Source organism: Pusillimonas noertemannii, from assembly GCF_003096595.1.
In the GTDB taxonomy this organism is placed as follows: Bacteria; Pseudomonadota; Gammaproteobacteria; order Burkholderiales; family Burkholderiaceae_B; genus Pusillimonas; species Pusillimonas noertemannii.
The window spans coordinates 985,785-1,003,225 of sequence record NZ_QEKO01000001.1 but is presented as its reverse complement, the minus strand read 5'-3'; the positions used below and the strand labels follow the sequence as shown (position 1 = coordinate 1,003,225).

General features: G+C 63.6%; 15 protein-coding genes and 1 tRNA gene. 9 read left to right on the top strand and 7 right to left on the bottom strand.

Annotated elements, in window-relative coordinates:
• Positions 1–134: 134 nt before the first annotated feature.
• From C7440_RS04755 to C7440_RS04740, 4 genes are all read left to right on the top strand, one after another.
• The gene (locus C7440_RS04755; RefSeq protein ID WP_116517627.1) at positions 135–2,153 is read left to right on the top strand and encodes a TonB-dependent receptor plug domain-containing protein; all 2,019 of its coding nucleotides are present in this window, start codon (positions 135–137) and stop codon (positions 2,151–2,153) included.
• Positions 2,154–2,202: 49 nt separating this feature from the next.
• Complete coding sequence (locus C7440_RS04750; protein ID WP_116517626.1) at positions 2,203–2,742, top strand: DUF2478 domain-containing protein; 540 nt, start codon at positions 2,203–2,205, stop codon at positions 2,740–2,742.
• Positions 2,743–2,923: 181 nt separating this feature from the next.
• Positions 2,924–3,775: an ABC transporter substrate-binding protein gene (locus C7440_RS04745; RefSeq protein ID WP_133244258.1), complete on the top strand. Its 852-nt coding sequence runs from the start codon at positions 2,924–2,926 to the stop codon at positions 3,773–3,775.
• Positions 3,772–4,794, top strand: a complete 1,023-nt coding sequence (locus C7440_RS04740) for a FecCD family ABC transporter permease (RefSeq protein ID WP_116517624.1) — start codon at positions 3,772–3,774, stop codon at positions 4,792–4,794. Before C7440_RS04745 ends, C7440_RS04740 begins: the two co-directional genes overlap by 4 nt.
• Before the next feature lie 95 nt (positions 4,795–4,889).
• On the opposite strand, the gene dnaJ is transcribed toward C7440_RS04740, so the two are convergent.
• The 5 genes from dnaJ to hrcA all read right to left on the bottom strand — a co-directional run bounded on the left by dnaJ (position 4,890) and on the right by hrcA (position 11,053).
• Positions 4,890–6,002: a molecular chaperone DnaJ gene (gene dnaJ, locus C7440_RS04735; protein ID WP_017525921.1), complete on the bottom strand. Its 1,113-nt coding sequence runs from the start codon at positions 6,000–6,002 to the stop codon at positions 4,890–4,892.
• Positions 6,003–6,146: 144 nt separating this feature from the next.
• On the bottom strand, positions 6,147–8,072 hold the full coding sequence (gene dnaK, locus C7440_RS04730) for a molecular chaperone DnaK (protein WP_017525920.1): 1,926 nt from the start codon (positions 8,070–8,072) through the stop codon (positions 6,147–6,149).
• Between the two features lie 117 nt (positions 8,073–8,189).
• Positions 8,190–8,759, bottom strand: coding sequence for a nucleotide exchange factor GrpE (grpE, locus tag C7440_RS04725; RefSeq protein WP_017525919.1), 570 nt, complete (start codon positions 8,757–8,759; stop codon positions 8,190–8,192).
• Between the two features lie 87 nt (positions 8,760–8,846).
• Positions 8,847–9,917, bottom strand: coding sequence for a ferrochelatase (hemH, locus tag C7440_RS04720; protein ID WP_026068232.1), 1,071 nt, complete (start codon positions 9,915–9,917; stop codon positions 8,847–8,849).
• Positions 9,918–10,042: 125 nt separating this feature from the next.
• Positions 10,043–11,053, bottom strand: a complete 1,011-nt coding sequence (gene hrcA, locus C7440_RS04715) for a heat-inducible transcriptional repressor HrcA (RefSeq protein WP_017525917.1) — start codon at positions 11,051–11,053, stop codon at positions 10,043–10,045.
• Between the two features lie 187 nt (positions 11,054–11,240).
• Here hrcA and C7440_RS04710 point away from each other — a divergent pair, with 187 nt between their 5' ends.
• Positions 11,241–12,140: an NAD kinase gene (locus C7440_RS04710; RefSeq protein WP_017525916.1), complete on the top strand. Its 900-nt coding sequence runs from the start codon at positions 11,241–11,243 to the stop codon at positions 12,138–12,140.
• Between the two features lie 3 nt (positions 12,141–12,143).
• On the top strand, positions 12,144–13,787 hold the full coding sequence (gene recN, locus C7440_RS04705) for a DNA repair protein RecN (protein WP_116517623.1): 1,644 nt from the start codon (positions 12,144–12,146) through the stop codon (positions 13,785–13,787).
• A 172-nt stretch (positions 13,788–13,959) separates the two neighbouring features.
• Here recN and fur read toward each other — a convergent pair whose 3' ends face one another.
• On the bottom strand, positions 13,960–14,388 hold the full coding sequence (fur, locus tag C7440_RS04700) for a ferric iron uptake transcriptional regulator (RefSeq protein ID WP_017525914.1): 429 nt from the start codon (positions 14,386–14,388) through the stop codon (positions 13,960–13,962).
• Positions 14,389–14,564: 176 nt separating this feature from the next.
• Here fur and C7440_RS04695 point away from each other — a divergent pair, with 176 nt between their 5' ends.
• A complete protein-coding gene (locus tag C7440_RS04695) occupies positions 14,565–15,107 on the top strand; it encodes an outer membrane protein assembly factor BamE (protein WP_243410823.1) in 543 nt (180 codons plus the stop codon).
• Between the two features lie 9 nt (positions 15,108–15,116).
• The gene (gene dapB, locus C7440_RS04690) at positions 15,117–15,908 is read left to right on the top strand and encodes a 4-hydroxy-tetrahydrodipicolinate reductase (RefSeq protein ID WP_116517621.1); all 792 of its coding nucleotides are present in this window, start codon (positions 15,117–15,119) and stop codon (positions 15,906–15,908) included.
• 41 nt (positions 15,909–15,949) lie between these two features.
• Here dapB and murB read toward each other — a convergent pair whose 3' ends face one another.
• Entirely contained in the window at positions 15,950–17,044 is a 1,095-nt protein-coding gene (murB, locus tag C7440_RS04685; RefSeq protein ID WP_371743451.1) for a UDP-N-acetylmuramate dehydrogenase, read from the bottom strand.
• 133 nt (positions 17,045–17,177) lie between these two features.
• Between murB and C7440_RS04680 the strand changes: the two genes are divergently transcribed.
• A tRNA-Gly gene (locus C7440_RS04680) sits at positions 17,178–17,253 on the top strand.
• Positions 17,254–17,441 lie beyond the last annotated feature (188 nt).

The following is a 17,441-nucleotide window of genomic DNA, read 5'->3' as shown; positions in this document are numbered from 1 at the left end:
TGTTGCGCACCGGCCCACCGGGAAACCTGCGTCATACGGGGACACACCCAAAGCGGCATGCGGGACGAACCTCATCGGCCCCATTTTTTTATCCAACGCTATATTTCAATAAACATAACGGTTGAGAAAAAACCATGAACCAGAAGAACAAGCTGGCCTGTCCGGCATCGATGCTTGCGGCCGCGCTGATGGCCCTGCCTTCGTCCGTGCTGGCCGCCGCGCCGGCGCTGGCGGCCGACAACGTGTTCCAGTTGGGCAGCGTCGTCGTCAAGGGACAGCAGTCGGGCACGCTGAATAATGAGCAGGTCATGGCCAGCGCCGAGATCGAGCGCTACGATCTGAACACGGTGGGCGAAGCCGTGAAAGTGCTGCCCGGCGTCAGCGTGTCGCGCAACAGCCGCAACGAGGAAATGGTCTACCTGCGCGGTTTCGATGCACGCCAGGTCCCGGTTTTTCTGGACGGCATTCCCCTGTACGTTCCTTATGACGGCTATGTGGATTTCGGCCGCTTCACCACCTTCGACCTGTCGCAGATCAGGGTGGCCAAGGGCGCGGCCTCGCTGCTGTACGGCCCCAACATCATGGGCGGCTCCATCAACCTGGTCACGCGCAAGCCGACGAGGGAGTTCGAGGGCGACGTGCGCATCGGCTACGCCACGGGCAATGAGCGCAAGGCGGCAGTCAATGTCGGCACCAATCAAGGCTTGTGGTATTTGCAGGCGGGCGCCTCGTGGCTGGACGCCGACAGCTTTCCGCTGGGACGCGGCTTTCATGATTTCCGCCAGCCTGTTCCCACCGATACGGGCAAGTACCGCGAAAATGCCTACCGCACGGACAAGAAGTTTTCGGTGAAGATAGGCCTGACGCCCAACGCCACCGACGAATACGCCATCGGCTATGTCAATCAACAAGGCGAGAAAGGCAACCCTGCCTACACCGGCCGGCTGAACAACAGCCGCTTCTGGCAGTGGCCCTACTGGGACAAGGAAAGCCTGTATTTCATAAGCAGCACCGACATCGGCCAGGACCACACGCTCAAGTTCCGCATCTATCACGACAAGTACAAGAACCGCCTGGAGTTCTTCAGCGACAGCACCTACATCACGCCCCACGCGCGCAACCTGCCCAGCATCTACAACGATGAGACCTATGGCGCCTCGATGGAGCTGATCAGCAGGGCCTTCAAGAATCATGAACTGCACCTGGCCCTGCACTACAAGGACGATCGCCACCATGAAAGCGAAGAAGGCAGCAACAACCCCACCCAAAAGTATCGCGACATCACCAAATCGATCGCCTTCGAAGACCTGATCGACCTTCCGGGCGCCTGGCACATGCGCCTGGGCGCCAGCTACGAGCAGCGCGAGGCGCGCGAAGTGTATTTCTGGCCCACCGGCAAAACCGACGCCACCAACTGCCTGGCCGAGGTCATGTATGACCTGTCGCCCGTCTCGCAGGTGTATGCAAGCCTGGCGTACAAGACCCGCTTTCCCACGATCAAGGACCGCTATTCGGCCCGCTTCGGCAGCGCCCAGCCCAACCCCGACCTGCAGCCCGAAAGGGCCCAGCACATGGAAGTGGGCTATCGGGGCGTGCCCTGGTCGGGCGGAAACTTCGAGGTGGCCCTGTTCCAGAGCAATATCCGCAACCTGATCCAGAATGCGGTGCTGCCGCTTTCGGAAGCCCAATGCGGCGACAACAACGACGAGCTGTGCAACCAGGCCCAGAACATCGGCAAGGCCCGGCATCGCGGCCTGGAAATCAGCCTGCAGCAGGAGATTACCCGCCAGTGGAGCGCCGGCCTGGCCTACAGCTACCTCGACCGCAAGAACCGCAGCGACCCCTCGGTGCGCCTGACCGACACGCCCCGGCACAGGCTCTTCGCCCACGTCAGCTGGAAGCCCAGCGCCCAATGGGAGGTGCTTGGCACGCTGGAAGCCGAATCGGGCCGCTATGTAAGCTACAGTAGCAGCGAGCCCTACACACGCCTGGCGGGATTCGGCATTCTGGGGCTGAAGGGCATCTGGACACCCCGCAAAGACATATCCCTGGAAGCCGGCGTGCGCAACCTGACCGATCGCAATTATGAACTGGCCGACGGCTATCCCATGCCCGGACGCGTCTGGTTCGCCAACGCCATGTATCGTTTCTGATCTCGACCCGAAGGCGGCCGCGCCGCCTTTCCCAAACCTGGAGGGCATCATGAATCCCACCGAAGAAACCATCGCCGTTGCAGCCATTGTGCACGAGGGCAAAGGCAGCGCCGACGGCCCCTTGCTCGAGTTCGTGCAGCGCCTGCAATCGCGCGGCCGTGTGGTGCGCGGGCTGGTGCCGGGCCCGCAAAGCGACCCGCACGATTGCGCCACGCGCACGGTTCAAGATCTGGAAGACGGCACCGTCTATCCCATCGGCCAGAGCCTGGGCAAAGAGTCGAAGGCCTGCTGCCTCGATCCCGGCGCACTGCTCAAGGCGGGTGTCGTGTTGCGCCGAGCCATCGAGACTGGAGCCGATCTGATCATCGTGAACCGTTTCGGCATACTCGAGGCCGACGGCGAGGGCTTCAGCGCCGAGATGCTCGAGCTGATGACCCGGGGCTACCCGGTACTTACGGTGGTGTCGCCTCCATACCTGGATGCGTGGCGCGAGTTCACCGGGGGCCTGGCTATAGAGCTGCCTCCCGATGTCGACGAAATCCTGAGGTGGTTCGACAAGCACAGCGCCGTTGCGGCCGGTCGCCGATGAACCGCAGGCGGCTGCTGCAATCGCTGGCACTGCCCCCCTTGCCTGGTCGGCCAGGGCGCTGGCCTCCGGCGGCCAGCTGTGGAGGGCTTTCGGCCCTGGCCCCGCCCATGGCGCGATTCAAAGAGTCTATGCGGCCGGCCCTCCCGCGTCGGTGCTGGTCTATTGCCTGGCGCCTGACAAAATGCTGGGCTGGCCATACGAGTTGAGTTCCGCCGCCCTGGCCATGCTGCCCCCCGCCCAAGGCGGCCTTCCCATGGTGGGCCGGTTGTCGGGACGCGGCAGCACCCTTAGCCAGGAGCGCTTGCTGGCCCTGCGCCCCGACCTCATCCTGGACGTAGGCACGGTCAACGACAACTATACAAGCGCCGCCGTACAGGTCGCCGCGCAAACCGGCATACGCTACATTCTCATGGCGGGCGACCTGAACGACTCGCCGGAACAGCTGCGGGCGGCCGGCGAAATGCTGGACGCCCAGCCCCGGGCCGAACTGCTGGCCTCATATGCGCGGTCCATCCTGGACGAAGCCGCCCAGGCACGCAGCCGATTTGCGCGCGCGTCGTCGCCCAGCGTGTACCTGGCGCGCTCGTCCGACGGGCTTGAAACCGGCCTGGCGGGGTCCATACACGGACAGGCCTTCAGCATGGCGGGTGCGCGAAACGTGGCCCATACGCCGGCATCGTCGGGCGTGGGCCGGGTATCGATGGAACAGCTTCTGGCCTGGGACCCCGACTATGTCTTTACGCAAAACCCCGCTTTCGTCCAGCATACGCGGCAGTCGCCGCTATGGATGCAGTTGCGCGCCGTCAAGGAAAAGCGCCTCGTCCTGACCCCGATGCTGCCATTCGGCTGGGTCGACGCCCCGCCGGGCATCAACCGCCTACTGGGGTTACACTGGCTGATCGACATTTTCAACACCGGCCGGCCTTCGGCGCAAACCGACGACTTCATCGTGGATTTCTTTCGCGTGTTCTACCGTATCGACGCCCCCGCCGAGCTGCTGGCCAGCGCCCGCAACGCACAACACAGCCCATGATGCTGCATTCGCTGCGTCTGCGCATCGTGTGGACGCCCCTGCTCGTCCTGCTGCTTGCCGCGGCGGCCACCGGCGTCATGGCCGGACAATACCCCATGGCCTTGTCCGACGTCATGTGGACGCTGCTGCGCGGCCTGGGCCTGTCGGACAAGGCGGTGGACAATGCCGCAACGCTGGATGCCGTCATCTGGAACCTGCGCGTCCCGCGCACGGTGGCCGGCGCCCTGGTGGGCGCCTCTTTGGCGGCAGCGGGCGCCACCTACCAGGGCATGTTCCGCAACCCGCTTGTTTCCCCCGACATCCTGGGCGTCTCGGCGGGCGCCGGGCTTGGCGCCGCCGCGGCCATATTCATGGGCCTTTCCATGATTCTTGTGCAGGCCCTAGCCTTTGCCGGCGGCCTGGCGGCCGTGGCCTGCGTCTATTTCATTTCGCTTTCGGTACGGCGCCATGACGCCACCCTGGTCCTGGTGCTGGCGGGCGTGGCCGTGGGCACCCTGCTGGGAGCCGGCATATCGCTGCTGAAGATACTGGCCGACCCCTATACGCAGCTGCCGTCCATCACCTTCTGGCTGCTGGGCGGACTGAACACCATCACGGGGTCGGACATTCCGCTCATCCTTCCCTGCCTGGCCATCGGCCTGGTTCCCATGGTGCTGATGCGCTGGCGGGTGAACCTGCTGAGCCTCAGCGACGACGAGTCGCAGTCCTTGGGCGTGAACACCCTGCGCACGCGCATCGTGTTCATCGCGGCGGCCACGCTGATGACATCGGGGTCGGTCGCCTTTACCGGCATCATCGGCTGGGTGGGCCTCGTCATTCCCCACGTGGCGCGCATACTGGTGGGGCCCGATTTCTCGCGCCTGCTGCCGGCCTCGGCCCTGCTGGGCGCGGCCTTCCTGGTCTTTACCGACACCCTGGCGCGCACCCTGGTCAGCATCGAGCTGCCCCTGGGCGTACTGACCGCGCTGGTCGGCGCGCCCTTCTTCCTGATGCTGCTGGCGCGCGGAAGCCGCGAGTAGAGCCGGCAGGCGCGTGGCCCTGACGCACGCGACCAGCTAGGAAACTGCCCTGGACCATCAATTAAAAAGGGGCAGCACCGCTGCCCCTTTTTACATCAGCTGAAGAAGTTTTTGACCCTGTCGGTCCAGGATTCGCTCTTGGGCGAATGCTTCTCGCCGCCCTGGGACAGCGACGCCTCGAACTGGCGCAGCAGCTTCTTCTGGTCTTCGGTAAGGCGAACGGGCGTTTCGACCGCGATGTGGCAATACAGGTCGCCCGGATAGCTGGAGCGTACGCCGCGCACTCCCTTGCCGCGCAGGCGGAAGGTCTTGCCCGTTTGCGTGCCTTCGGGAATGGTGATCTCACCCTTGCCGTTCAGCGTGGGGACCTCGATGTCGCCGCCCAGGGCCGCCTTGGTAAACGGAATGGTGAGCTCGCAATGCAGGTCTTCGCCGTCGCGCTGGAAGATGGCATGCTGCTTGATGTGGATCTCGACATACAGGTCGCCCGGCGGCCCGCCGTTGACACCAGGCTCGCCATTGCCCGACGAGCGGATGCGCATGCCGTCGTCGATGCCCGCGGGAATCTTCACCTGCAGGGTCTTGTTCTTGCGAATGCGGCCCACGCCGTCGCATGCCACGCAGGGGTCGGTGATTTCCTTGCCCGAGCCATGGCAGGTGGGGCAGGTCTGCTGCACGCTGAAGAAACCCTGCTGCATGCGCACCGCGCCACTGCCGCCGCAGGTGTGGCAGGTCTGGGGCTGGGTGCCCGGCTTGGCGCCCGAGCCATGGCAGGTTTCACAGTTTTCCCAGCTGGGCACGCGGATCTCGGTGTCGAAGCCCGCCGCAGCCTGCTCGAGGGTGATGTCGAGCGCATATTTCAGGTCGGCGCCGCGATACACCTGCGGCCCGCCTCCGCGGCGGCCGCCGCCGAAGATCTCGCCAAAGATGTCGCCGAAGGCATCGGCAAAGCCCGCCCCGCCCATGCCGCCCGCGGCGTTGGGGTCGACGCCCGCGTGGCCGAAACGGTCGTAGGCGGCGCGCTTCTCCTGGTCGCCGAGAATCTCGTAGGCCTCTTTGGCTTCCTTGAAATGCTCTTCCGCCTCTTTATTGCCCGGGTTCCGGTCGGGATGATATTTCATCGCGAGCTTGCGGTAGGCTTTCTTGAGCTCGTCGTCGGAGGCATTTTTTCCAACGCCCAGCACTTCGTAATAATCGCGTTTTGACATATTCCGTGGCGTTCGCGACGCCCTTCATCGAACAACAACAATGCCCGGTCTCCGGCCGGAACCGCCGACGCCAATGAGAAAACCCTTTGGCATCGACAGGCTCCGGCACCGGAGGACCGGGCCTTGAACCGCTAGGACAGCCGATTACTGATCGCGCTTGACTTCTTTGAAGTCGGCATCGACCACGTCCTCTTCGGCAGGCTTGGCTTCGGCGCCCTCGGCGCCAGGCTGCGCCTGGGCCTGGGACTGCATGTCGGCGTACATCTTCTCGCCCAGCTTCTGGGACGCCGCGGCAAGCGCCTCGACCTTGGCGTCGATGGCCGCCTTGTCGCCCTCTTTGAGCGTCTCTTCGAGCTCTTTGACGGCGTTCTCGATGGCCTCTTTCTCGGCCGCCTCGAGCTTGTCGCCGTACTCTTCAAGCGACTTGCGCGTGGAGTGCACCAGTGCGTCGCCCTGGTTGCGGGCCTGGGCCAGCTCGGCGACACGGTGGTCGTCCTCGGCATTGGCCTCGGCGTCCTTGACCATGCGCTCGATCTCTTCATCGGTCAGGCCGGAGTTCGCCTTGATGGTGATCTTGTTTTCCTTGCCCGTGCCCTTGTCTTTGGCGGACACGTGCAGGATGCCGTTGGCGTCGATGTCGAAGGTGACTTCGATCTGCGGCAGGCCGCGCGCGGCGGGCGGGATGCCCTCGAGGTTGAACTCGCCAAGCGCCTTGTTGCCGGCGGCGATTTCACGCTCGCCCTGGAACACCTTGATGGTGACCGCGGGCTGGTTGTCGTCGGCCGTGGAGAACACCTGCGAGAAGCGGGTGGGAATGGTGGTGTTCTTCTGGATCATCTTGGTCATGACGCCGCCCAGGGTTTCAATGCCCAGCGACAGGGGCGTGACGTCGAGCAGCAGCACGTCCTTGCGATCGCCGGACAGCACGGAACCCTGGATGGCGGCGCCGGCAGCCACGGCTTCGTCGGGGTTGACGTCTTTGCGCGGCTCTTTGCCGAAGAACTCTTTGACCTTTTCCTGCACCTTGGGCATGCGTGTCATGCCGCCCACCAGGATGACGTCATCGATCTCGCCCGCTTTGATGCCGGCGTCTTTGATGGCCGTGCGGCAGGGCTCGATGGTGCGTTCGATGAGCTCTTCGACCAGGGCCTCGAGCTTGGCGCGGGTGATCTTCAGGTTGAGGTGCTTGGGGCCCGAGGCGTCCGCCGTGATGTAGGGCAGGTTGATCTCGGTCTGTTGGGCCGACGACAGTTCGATCTTGGCCTTTTCGGCGGATTCTTTCAGGCGCTGCAGGGCCAGCACGTCTTTGGACAGGTCGACGCCGCTTTCCTTCTGGAACTCGCTGATGATGTAGTCGATGATGCGCTGGTCGAAGTCTTCGCCGCCCAGGAAGGTGTCGCCGTTGGTGGACAGCACTTCGAACTGCTTCTCGCCGTCGACGTCGGCGATTTCGATGATGGAGATGTCGAACGTGCCGCCGCCCAGGTCATAGACGGCGATCTTGCGGTCGCCCTTCTCGGCCTTGTCCATGCCGAAGGCCAGCGCAGCAGCGGTGGGCTCGTTGATGATGCGCTTGACGTCCAGGCCCGCGATGCGGCCGGCATCTTTGGTGGCCTGGCGCTGGCTGTCGTTGAAGTAGGCGGGCACGGTAATGACGGCCTCGGTCACTTCTTCGCCCAGGTAGTCTTCGGCGGTCTTTTTCATCTTGCGCAGCACGTCGGCCGACACCTGGGGGGGGGCCAGCTTCTTGCCCTGGGCCTCGACCCAGGCGTCGCCGTTCTCGGCCTTGATGATTTTGTAGGGCATCAGGTCGATGTCTTTCTGCACGGCCTTTTCGTCGAATTTGCGTCCGATCAGGCGCTTGACGGCGTACAGCGTATTGGCCGGGTTGGTGACGGCCTGGCGCTTGGCCGCCGCGCCGACGAGGACTTCGCCGTCTTGCAGGTAGGCCACGATGGAGGGCGTGGTGCGCGTGCCCTCGGCGTTCTCGATGATGCGGACCTTGCCGCCGTCGAGCACGGCGACACAACTATTGGTTGTGCCAAGGTCGATGCCAATGATTTTGCTCATAATCTATAACCCTGAAAATTGAATTTGGATGTTGAAACTTGGGATGCTTTCAATATTGGGGCGGCCTGCCCGGTTTTCAAGCCGCAGGCACGACACCGCCCGGCGCCATGCCCTCGATCAGGCCGCCTGGCCCGAAGACACGGTAACCAGCGCGGGGCGCAGCACCCGGTCGGCGATGGTGTAGCCCTTTTGCAGCCGCTGGACCACGCAGCCCTCGGAGAACTCGGAGGGCACCGTGGAGATGGCCTGGTGGACATTGGGATCGAACTTTTCGCCGGGCTCGGGCGAGACTTCTTTGAGCAGGTTGCGCTCGAACGCCGCCGTAAGCTGGCGCAGCGTCACTTCGACGCCTTCCTTCCACGATTCGGGCGTCTGGTCGGTGGCCGACAGGGCCGCCTCGAGGCTGTCGCGCACGGGCACCAGGCTTTCGGCGAACGATTCAGTGCCGAACTTGCGCGCCTTGGCCACGTCTTCCTGGGCGCGGCGGCGCACATTCTCGACCTCGGCCTTGGCCCTCAACAGCTCGTCGTAGTATTGCGCGACCTGAGCCTGGGCCTGCTCGAGCATCGCGGCCAGGTCTTCTTCGGGGACGGGTTGTTGCTGGCCCGTGCTGTCTTCGGGCTGACCGGACGCATCAACGGATTGATTTTCTTCATTGGGATCAAGGGGTTGATTCGGTGCCGACATATACGGTTCTCCAGTTGCTGTGTGGCGATCACATGAAAGTGGGGGCCAATGCCCCCATTTCAAGACCCCGGGGCCTGTTAACAGGCTCTAGGCTGTCTTGACCCAGCCCTGCAGGTGCCGCCCCACGATGGCGGCGAAGCCCCGAGCCCACTGCGGGTCGTCGTTCAGGCAGGGGATGAAGCCGAATCGCTGGCCTCCTTCGGACAAAAACGCGTCGCGGCACTGCATCTGGATCTCTTCCAGGGTCTCGATGCAGTCGGCCAGGAAGCCGGGGCACATGACATCCACTTGCGTAACACCCTGGCGCGCCCAAGCGCGCAAGGTGGGTTCTGTATAGGGTTCCAGCCACTTTTGCGCCCCGAAGCGGCTCTGGAAGGCCACGCTGACCAGCTTGCCCCGGTCTCCCAGCCGCGCAGCCAGCAGATCGGCGGTTTCCATGCAGTCGCGACGATACGGATCGCCCTTCTCGACCACGGCGCGCGGAAGGCCGTGGAAGCTGAGCAGCAGCTTCTGGGGTTCGCCGTTCTGGGCCCAGTGCCGCTCGACCTGCCCGGCCAGGGCGTCGATGTACTCGGGCTCGGTATGAAAACGCTTGATGAAGCGCAATTCGGGCTGGTTGCGCAGGCGGGCGGCGTAGCGGGCGACGGCATCGACGGCGGTCGCCGTGGTGGACGCCGCATATTGCGGATACATGGGCACGACCAGGATGCGCTCGCAGCCCTGGCGACGCAGATTTTCCAGCGCGCCGTCAAGCGCCGGGCGGCCATAGCGCATGCCCACCTCGACATGTGCCTGAATGCCCAGGGACTTCAGGGCCTGGTCGACGCCTTTGCCCTGCGCCAGGCTCCAGACCAGCAAGGGCGAGCCGCCCTCGTGCCAGATCTCGCGATAGCGCGGGGCCAGCTTGCGCGGGCGCAGCGGCAGAATCGCCCCTCGAAGTATGGGCTGCCACAGCAGCTGCGGCAGCTCGATGACGCGCTGATCAGAGAGAAATTCGGCCAGGTACCGCCTGATGGCGCCCGCCTCGGGCGCATCGGGCGTGCCCAGGTTGATCAGCAGGACGCCTACGGGCCCCGGCGCACGCGGCTCGGGATGATCGGAGAATGCCTGGCCATCGGCGGGCTCGGGCAAATAGCGGGGCGGCAGGAGGACGGACATAGACAGCCATGAAAAAAAGGAAACGAAAGCGCCGGGATCGGGCGGCACCCGAAGCATAGCCTCTTTGCGGCGGCCCGCGCCGGGGCCGGCCGGCACTGGAAGGCCCTGGGGCCTGTCGACAGGCCCTAGGACTGATTGTGGCTGAGCGCGTTGGACAACAGGCGGGAGGTGATGTCGACGATGGGAATGACACGTTCGTAAGCCATGCGGGTGGGCCCGATGACCCCCAGCGTGCCCACGATCTTGCCGTCGACCCCGTAGGGCGCCGTGATGACCGAGACGTCTTCCATGGGCACCAGCTGCGAATCGCCGCCGATGTAGATCTGGACGCCCTGCGCGCGGCTGGAGACGTCAAGCAGCTGAAGCAGATCGGTTTTTTTCTCGAACAGGGCGAACATGCGGCGCAGGCGGTCCATGTCGGAGGCCAGCTCGGAGACCTCGAGCAGCTTGCTCTCGCCCGAAATGACCACGGAGTCGTCGGAGTCTTCTTTGGCGGTGCCGGCCTCGACCGCCGCCTGCATGAGGCGGGAGATGTCGGCCTGCAGGGAGGAGAGCTCGTCGGCGATGGCCACGCGCACCTCGCCGAAGGACATGCCGGCAAAGTGCTGGTTGAAGAAATTGCTGGCCTCGAGAAGCTCTTGCTCGAGATAGTCGCGCTGGACGAACAGGATGCGGTTCTGCACGTCGCCGTCGGGGGTGACGATAATGAGCAACACCCTTTTCTCGGACAGCCGGATGAATTCGATCTGGCGAAACACCTGCGCCCGTTTGGGCGCCAGCACCACGCCGGCAAACTGGCTAAGGTTGGACAGCAGGGCCGCCGCCGCGTTGACGGCGCGGCTGGGCTCGGCGGCCGGCAGCATTTCGAGTATCTGACTGGGCTGCAGCACTTCAAAGCGCCGCACCGCCAGCAGCCGGTCGACGAACATGCGATAGCCGCGGGGCGTGGGCACCCGCCCCGCCGACGTGTGCGGGCTGTGTATGAGGCCAAGCTCTTCGAGGTCGGCCATGACGTTTCGAATGGTGGCCGGCGACAGGTCGAACATTTTCGACAGGGTGCGCGAACCCACCGGCTGCCCGTCGGCTATATAACGTTCAATCAGTGCCTTCAACAGCGCTTTGGCTCGATCATCCATAGACATAAATAGTATGCGCTTCAGTGCTTACGTGTTTTCCACACGCTGCCGACGCCACATCGGGAACTTATAATCGATCTATCTCGGGGGTTCAATAGAAAGGCTCTATCTTAATCCTAACAGTTGCCACCCACTTTCGGCATAATTCCAATATCAATGCCAAAACCCACACAACAAGACTTCGCCCATGCATTTTAAAACCGTTGCACTCATAGGCAGGTACCAGGACAGCGGGCTGGACGGGCCTTTGCGCGAACTCAGCAGCACTTTGCGCGCCTCGGGCTGTAATGTGCTGATCGAAGCCGAAACCGCGCACAATACCGGTGTTACCGACCAGCCCATCGCCAACTACGATCAAATCGGCGCAACGGCCGACCTCGCCGTCGTCATGGGCGGCGACGGCACCATGCTGGGCGCGGGCCGCCTGCTGGCCCCCTACAACGTGCCGCTCATAGGCATCAACCACGGCCGGCTGGGCTTCATTACCGACATCCCCCTGCAAGATGCCACCAGCGCGCTCACCAGCGTCATCCAGGGCAACTTCGACATCGAAGAGCGCATTCTCCTCGAAGGCCGCGTCGTGCGGGGCGAAGAAATCATGTTCTCGGGCCTGGCCCTGAACGACGTGGTCATCAACCGCGCCGGCCGCGGCGGCATGATCGAGCTGCGCATCGAGCTCGACGGCGGCTTCATGTACAGCCAGCGGGCCGACGGCCTCATTATTTCCACCCCCACCGGCTCCACGGCCTATGCCCTGTCGGCCAACGGTCCGATCCTGCATCCCCAGCTCAAGTCGATCGTGCTGGTCCCCGTGGCGCCCCAGACCCTGTCCAACCGCCCCATCGTCATACCCGACAGCGGGCTGCTCAGCATGACCATCACCGCCCTGGGCAGGGTCGAATCCGGCGCCAGCGTGCACTTCGACATGCAAAGCTGGTCCGACTGCCAGCCCGGCGACCGCATCGACGTGCGCCGCGCCAGCGACACGCTGCGGTTCGTCCACCCCGCGGGCTATAACTTCTTCTCCACGTTGCGCCGCAAGCTGCACTGGAACCGCATGCCCCAGCTCACCGACGAAATCGAGTAAACCATGCTGCGCAGCCTTCACATCCACGACTTCGTCATCGTCGACAAGGCCGAAATCCAGTTCGAATCGGGTTTCACGGTTTTTTCCGGTGAAACCGGGGCGGGCAAATCCATACTCATCGATGCCCTTTCCCTTGCCCTGGGCGCGCGCGGCGACGCCGCCGCCATCCGCGAAGGCGCAAGCCGCACCGACATCAGCGCCGTCTTCGACGCCCCTACAGAATTGCGCCAGGCACTGGCCGAGCAGTCCTTCGACCCCGACGACGCCCTGGTGCTGCGCCGCGTCATCGATGGCCAGGGCCGCAGCCGCGCCTATATCAACGGGGTTCCCGCCACCCTGGCGCAACTGAAGCAGCTGGGCGAGGCCCTGGTCGACATCCATGGCCAGCACGCCCACCAAAGCCTGGCCAGGCCGGCCAGCCAGCGCGACATGCTCGACGCCCAGGGCGGGCATCAACAGCTCGCCCGCGACACCCAGCAAGCCTGGCAGCAATGGCAGCAGTCAGAAAAACTCCTGCACAAGGCCCGCGACAACCACGAGGCCCTGCAGCAAGAACGCGAGCGGCTCGAGTGGCAGATCGGCGAACTCCAGCGCCTCGATCCGGGCAAAGACGAATGGGAAGCCCTAAGCGCCAGCCACAACCGGCTGGCCCATGCGCAGGCGCTGCTGCAGGGCGCCACCCAGGCGCTGGCCGCACTCGACAACGACGAGGCCTCGGTACAGCATTTTCTGGGCGCCGCCCTGCATCAGCTTCAACCCCTGCTGCGCCATGACACCCATTTGCAGGGCATCTGCGAAGCGCTCGAATCGGCGCGCATCGCCGCCGGCGAAGCCGCTTCCGATCTCAACAGCTATCTCGACCGCCTCGAGCTCGACCCCGACGCCCTCGCCCAGGCCGAACGCAGGCTCTCTGCGCTGTTCGAGGCCGCGCGCCAGTTCAAGGTCGAGCCCGAAGCCCTGCCCGAACTGCTGCAAACGCTCCAGGCCCAGCTGGCCGAAACCGACGTGGCCGGCGATCTCGACGCCCTGGCCGAGCAGGTGCGGCAGGCCCAGGCCCGCTACAACGAACTTGCCAGGCAGTTGGGCGCAGCCCGGAAAAAAGCCGCAAAAAAACTTTCGGTCCAGGTCAGCGAAGCCATGCAGACCCTGGCCATGCAAGGCGGCCGCTTCGAGGTCGCGCTCCAGGCCGCGCCGCCATCGGCCCATGGCCTCGAAACCATTGAATTCCTGGTGGCGGGCCATGGCGGGGTGACGCCCCGCCCCCTGGCCAAAGTGGCGTCCGGTGGCGAGCTGGCACGGCTTTCATTGGCGCTATCGGTCATTGCCAGCCAGGCGGCCCGCGTGCCCACCCTCATTTTCGACGAGGTCGACACCGGCGTGGGCGGCGCTGTGGCTGAAGTGGTGGGGCGCCTGCTGCGCCAGCTAGGCGCGCGCCATCAAGTGCTGTGCGTCACCCACCTGCCCCAGGTGGCCGCCTGCGGCGACCACCACTACGAGGTCAGCAAGACCACCCAGCAAGGGGCCACCCTGTCGCAAATACAGCTTCTGGGCGCCAATGGCCGCGTCGACGAAATCGCCCGCATGCTGGGCGGGCTCAAAATCACCGACACCACCCGCAAGCACGCCCGCGAAATGCTTGCCCCATAGGCCAGCCTGCGTCACGGCCACTGCCGCGGGGCCGGGTAACCCGGAAAAACACGACCGAGGCACCTGCTTCAGATATCCCCAAGACACAAAAGCCGCCCGGTTGGGCGGCTTTTGTGTCTTGGGCAGGTGAAGGCCGCTGTTGCGGCCCAGCCTTTTTAAAACTACCGGCTTCTTAAGCGGCCTTGCCCTTGGGACTGCAATCGGGGCAGATGCCGTAAAGCAGCATGGTGTGGCTTTCAAGTACAAAACCCTGGTCTTTGGCGATTTTGTGCTGGCGCTTTTCGATGTCGTGATCAGAGAATTCAACCACCTTGCCGCAATTGGTGCATATGAGGTGGTCGTGGTGGTCGCCGTCGTTCAGTTCGAATACGGCCTTGCCCCCGTCGAACTGGCTGCGCACCAGGATTCCGGCCTGTTCGAACTGGGTAAGTACGCGATACACGGTGGCCAGCCCGATATCGACGTCTTCGTTGATGAGGGCGCGGTAAACGTCTTCCGCGCTTTGGTGCCGGTGATCGGCTTTACGAAAAATATCAAGGATCTTCAGGCGTGGGAAGGTCGCCTTCAAGCCCATATTCTTCAATTCATTCTGGTCGTTCATAGATAAAATAGCTCTGGCAGGAAATGAAGGTTGACCAGGCCTTGGCCCGCGAGGGCGCCTGGCGTGGACGGACGCGATGACGCGTTTGTTGTTATGCCTTTATGATAACGGTTTTATCCGACTTGGAATAACAGGGGCGCTTCGTGCTGACGACTGCAAAACCATTGGCTTCAAACTTGCGCAACAGCTTGGCTGTTTGCATTCTTGCGGTAGCCCTGTCTGCCTGCGGCGGTACCAAATGGGGTTTTCCGTATCGCGCGGATATCCAGCAGGGCAACTGGGTTACGGCTGAACAGGTGGCTCGCCTTGAGCAAGGCATGACGCGCGAACAAGTGCGCTACGTGCTGGGTACGCCCACCCTGAAAGACATCTTCCACGCCAACCGCTGGGACTATCCCTACTATAACAAACCTGGCTACGGCAACGCCGAAGAGCGCCGCTTCACGGTCTGGTTCGAAAACGACCAGCTCGTGCGCTGGGAAGGCGACGACCAGCCCGACTACCAGCCCTTCCAGGTTCCCGACCCCGATGCACCCGCCAGGCAGGGGGTCGAAGCCCAGCCGCTGGCCGCCCCGGGCGCCGAAGGCACTCAAGGCACCGAAGGACAAGACGCCCAGATGCCGCAGCAAGACCAGGCCGTGCCCATAGGGCTCGACACGCCGTCCGTGCTGCAGCCGGGCGCCACGCCCAACGAACCTGGCCCCCAACCGTTACGCTAAGGATCCACCATGCGCATAGCAATAGCAGGCGCCGATGGCCGCATGGGCCGCATGCTGATCGAAGCCGTGCTCGGCACCGATGACCTGACCCTTACCGTGGCGCTGGATCGCGCCGGTTCGCCCAGCCTCGGCCAGGACGCCGGCACTTTCCTGGGCCGTGAAACCGGGGTTCTCATCACCGACAACCTCGAAGCGCTCAAAGACGCCGACTGCCTCATCGACTTCACCCGCCCCGAGGGCACGCTGAACCACCTGCAGGTCTGCGTGGGCCTGGGCGTCAAGTGCGTCATCGGCACCACCGGCTTCGACGAAGCCGGCAAGCAGGCCATTCATGCCGCCAGCCAGAAAATCGCCATCGTCTTCGCACCCAACATGAGCGTCGGCGTCAATGCGGCCCTCAAGTTGCTCGACGTGGCGGCCAAGCTGCTCAACAGCGGCTACGATGTCGAAGTGTTCGAGGCCCATCATCGCAACAAGGTCGACGCCCCGTCGGGCACCGCTCTGGCCATGGGCGAGACCGTGGCCAACGCATGGGGACACAAGCTCGACGACATCGCCGACTGGGCGCGCCACGGCCATACCGGCGCCCGCCAGAACGGGCGCATCGGCTTCTCGGTGGTGCGCGGCGGCGACATCGTGGGCGACCACACCGTGTATTTCTGTGGCGAAGGCGAGCGCATCGAGATCACCCACCGCTCGGGCAGCCGGGCCACCTACGCGCAAGGCAGCCTGCGCGCCGCGCGCTACCTGGCCCGCAAAGAGTTCGGCCTGTTCGACATGCAAGACGTGCTGTCCACCTGAACACCGTTCCCACATCGCGCACCGCCTCTATGCATGCGGCGTCAGGCCACCGAAACTGGCTCCTGCTCCAGCGTCACCCCGAAACGCCTCTGCACATCTTCGCGCACCGCATCGGCCAGGCGCCGGATGTCTTGTGCCGTGGCGCCGCCATGGTTGACTAGCACCAGCGCCTGCCTGTCGTGCACCCCAGCCGGGCCCAGGCGCCGGCCCTTCCATCCGGCGCGGTCTATCAGCCACCCCGCCGCCAGCTTGTAGGCCCCGTTTCCTTGCGCATAGGCAACCACATCGGGATGGGCCGAGCGAATGCACTCATAGGCCAAAGCATCGACAATGGGGTTCTTGAAGAAACTGCCCGCATTGCCCAGCACCGCGGGGTCGGGCAGCTTGCTCCGGCGTATGTCGCATACGGCTTCGAACACCTGCCGGGCTGTGGGCGCGGGCGACTGCTTGAACGATGCATGCCCCGCCAACGCCGGATAATCCAGCACCGGCAGCCACCGCCGCGACAATTTCAGGCGCAAGGCCACGATCAGCCAGGTTCCGGCCGGGGCGCGCTTGAACACGCTGTCGCGATAGGCAAAGCCGCAGTCGGCCGCCCCCATCTCCACCAGGCGCCCTTGCCGCAGGTTCCAGGCCAGCAGGCTATGGAAACGCTGGTCCAGCTCCACCCCGTAGGCGCCGATGTTTTGCACCGGCGCCGCCCCCACCGTGCCCGGAATCAGGGCCAGGTTTTCCAGCCCATGCCAGCCCTGGTCGACGCATTGCGAGACAAAACCGTGCCAGTTTTCTCCGCCCTGCGCCTCGACCACGAGCTCTTCGTCGCTTTCCGACAGCAAGCGCACACCCTGGGCCTGTACCTTGACCACCAGGCCCGACAGATGCGGCTCGAGAATGACATTGCTGCCCCCGCCCAGGACAAACACCTTGCCGTAGCGTTGCGCAAGCTCGGACAGCTCCGGCAACTGCGCGGCATCGCCATACCGGGCAAGCACCGTCGCCCGGCTGGGCAGGCCCATGGTGTTGAAAGAGGAAAGATCCTCGTCGGTGGTCAGGGAAAGCACGATTGGATTCGATTGCGCAAAGTGAAAGCACGATGATAAACGACGGACGCGGGCGACGAGCGCGCGCAAAAACATCCTCTTTAATGCTTTCAGAAAAAATGTGATATGATCTCGATCTTTCTCGGGAACGAGAAAAAACGGCAGCAGATTCAACAGCGTTGATTTGCAGCAGTTAAAAAAGCAGGATATAATCTCTTGCTTACCAAATGCGGGAATAGCTCAGTTGGTAGAGCGCAACCTTGCCAAGGTTGAGGTCGCGAGTTCGAGACTCGTTTCCCGCTCCAAGAATTTAAAAAAAGCTCAAACTTCGGTTTGGGCTTTTTTTTCGGCTCTATCCCATAAGCAATGGAATGGGCACTCACTAGACACGGTTGATCACACCGTTCCAACCACGCGATTTCGGTCTATTTTCAAGTCCATTTTTTGAGTTGCGCTCGCGGCAAGATGGACTTGTGTTTCAGTCAGCTTGTCC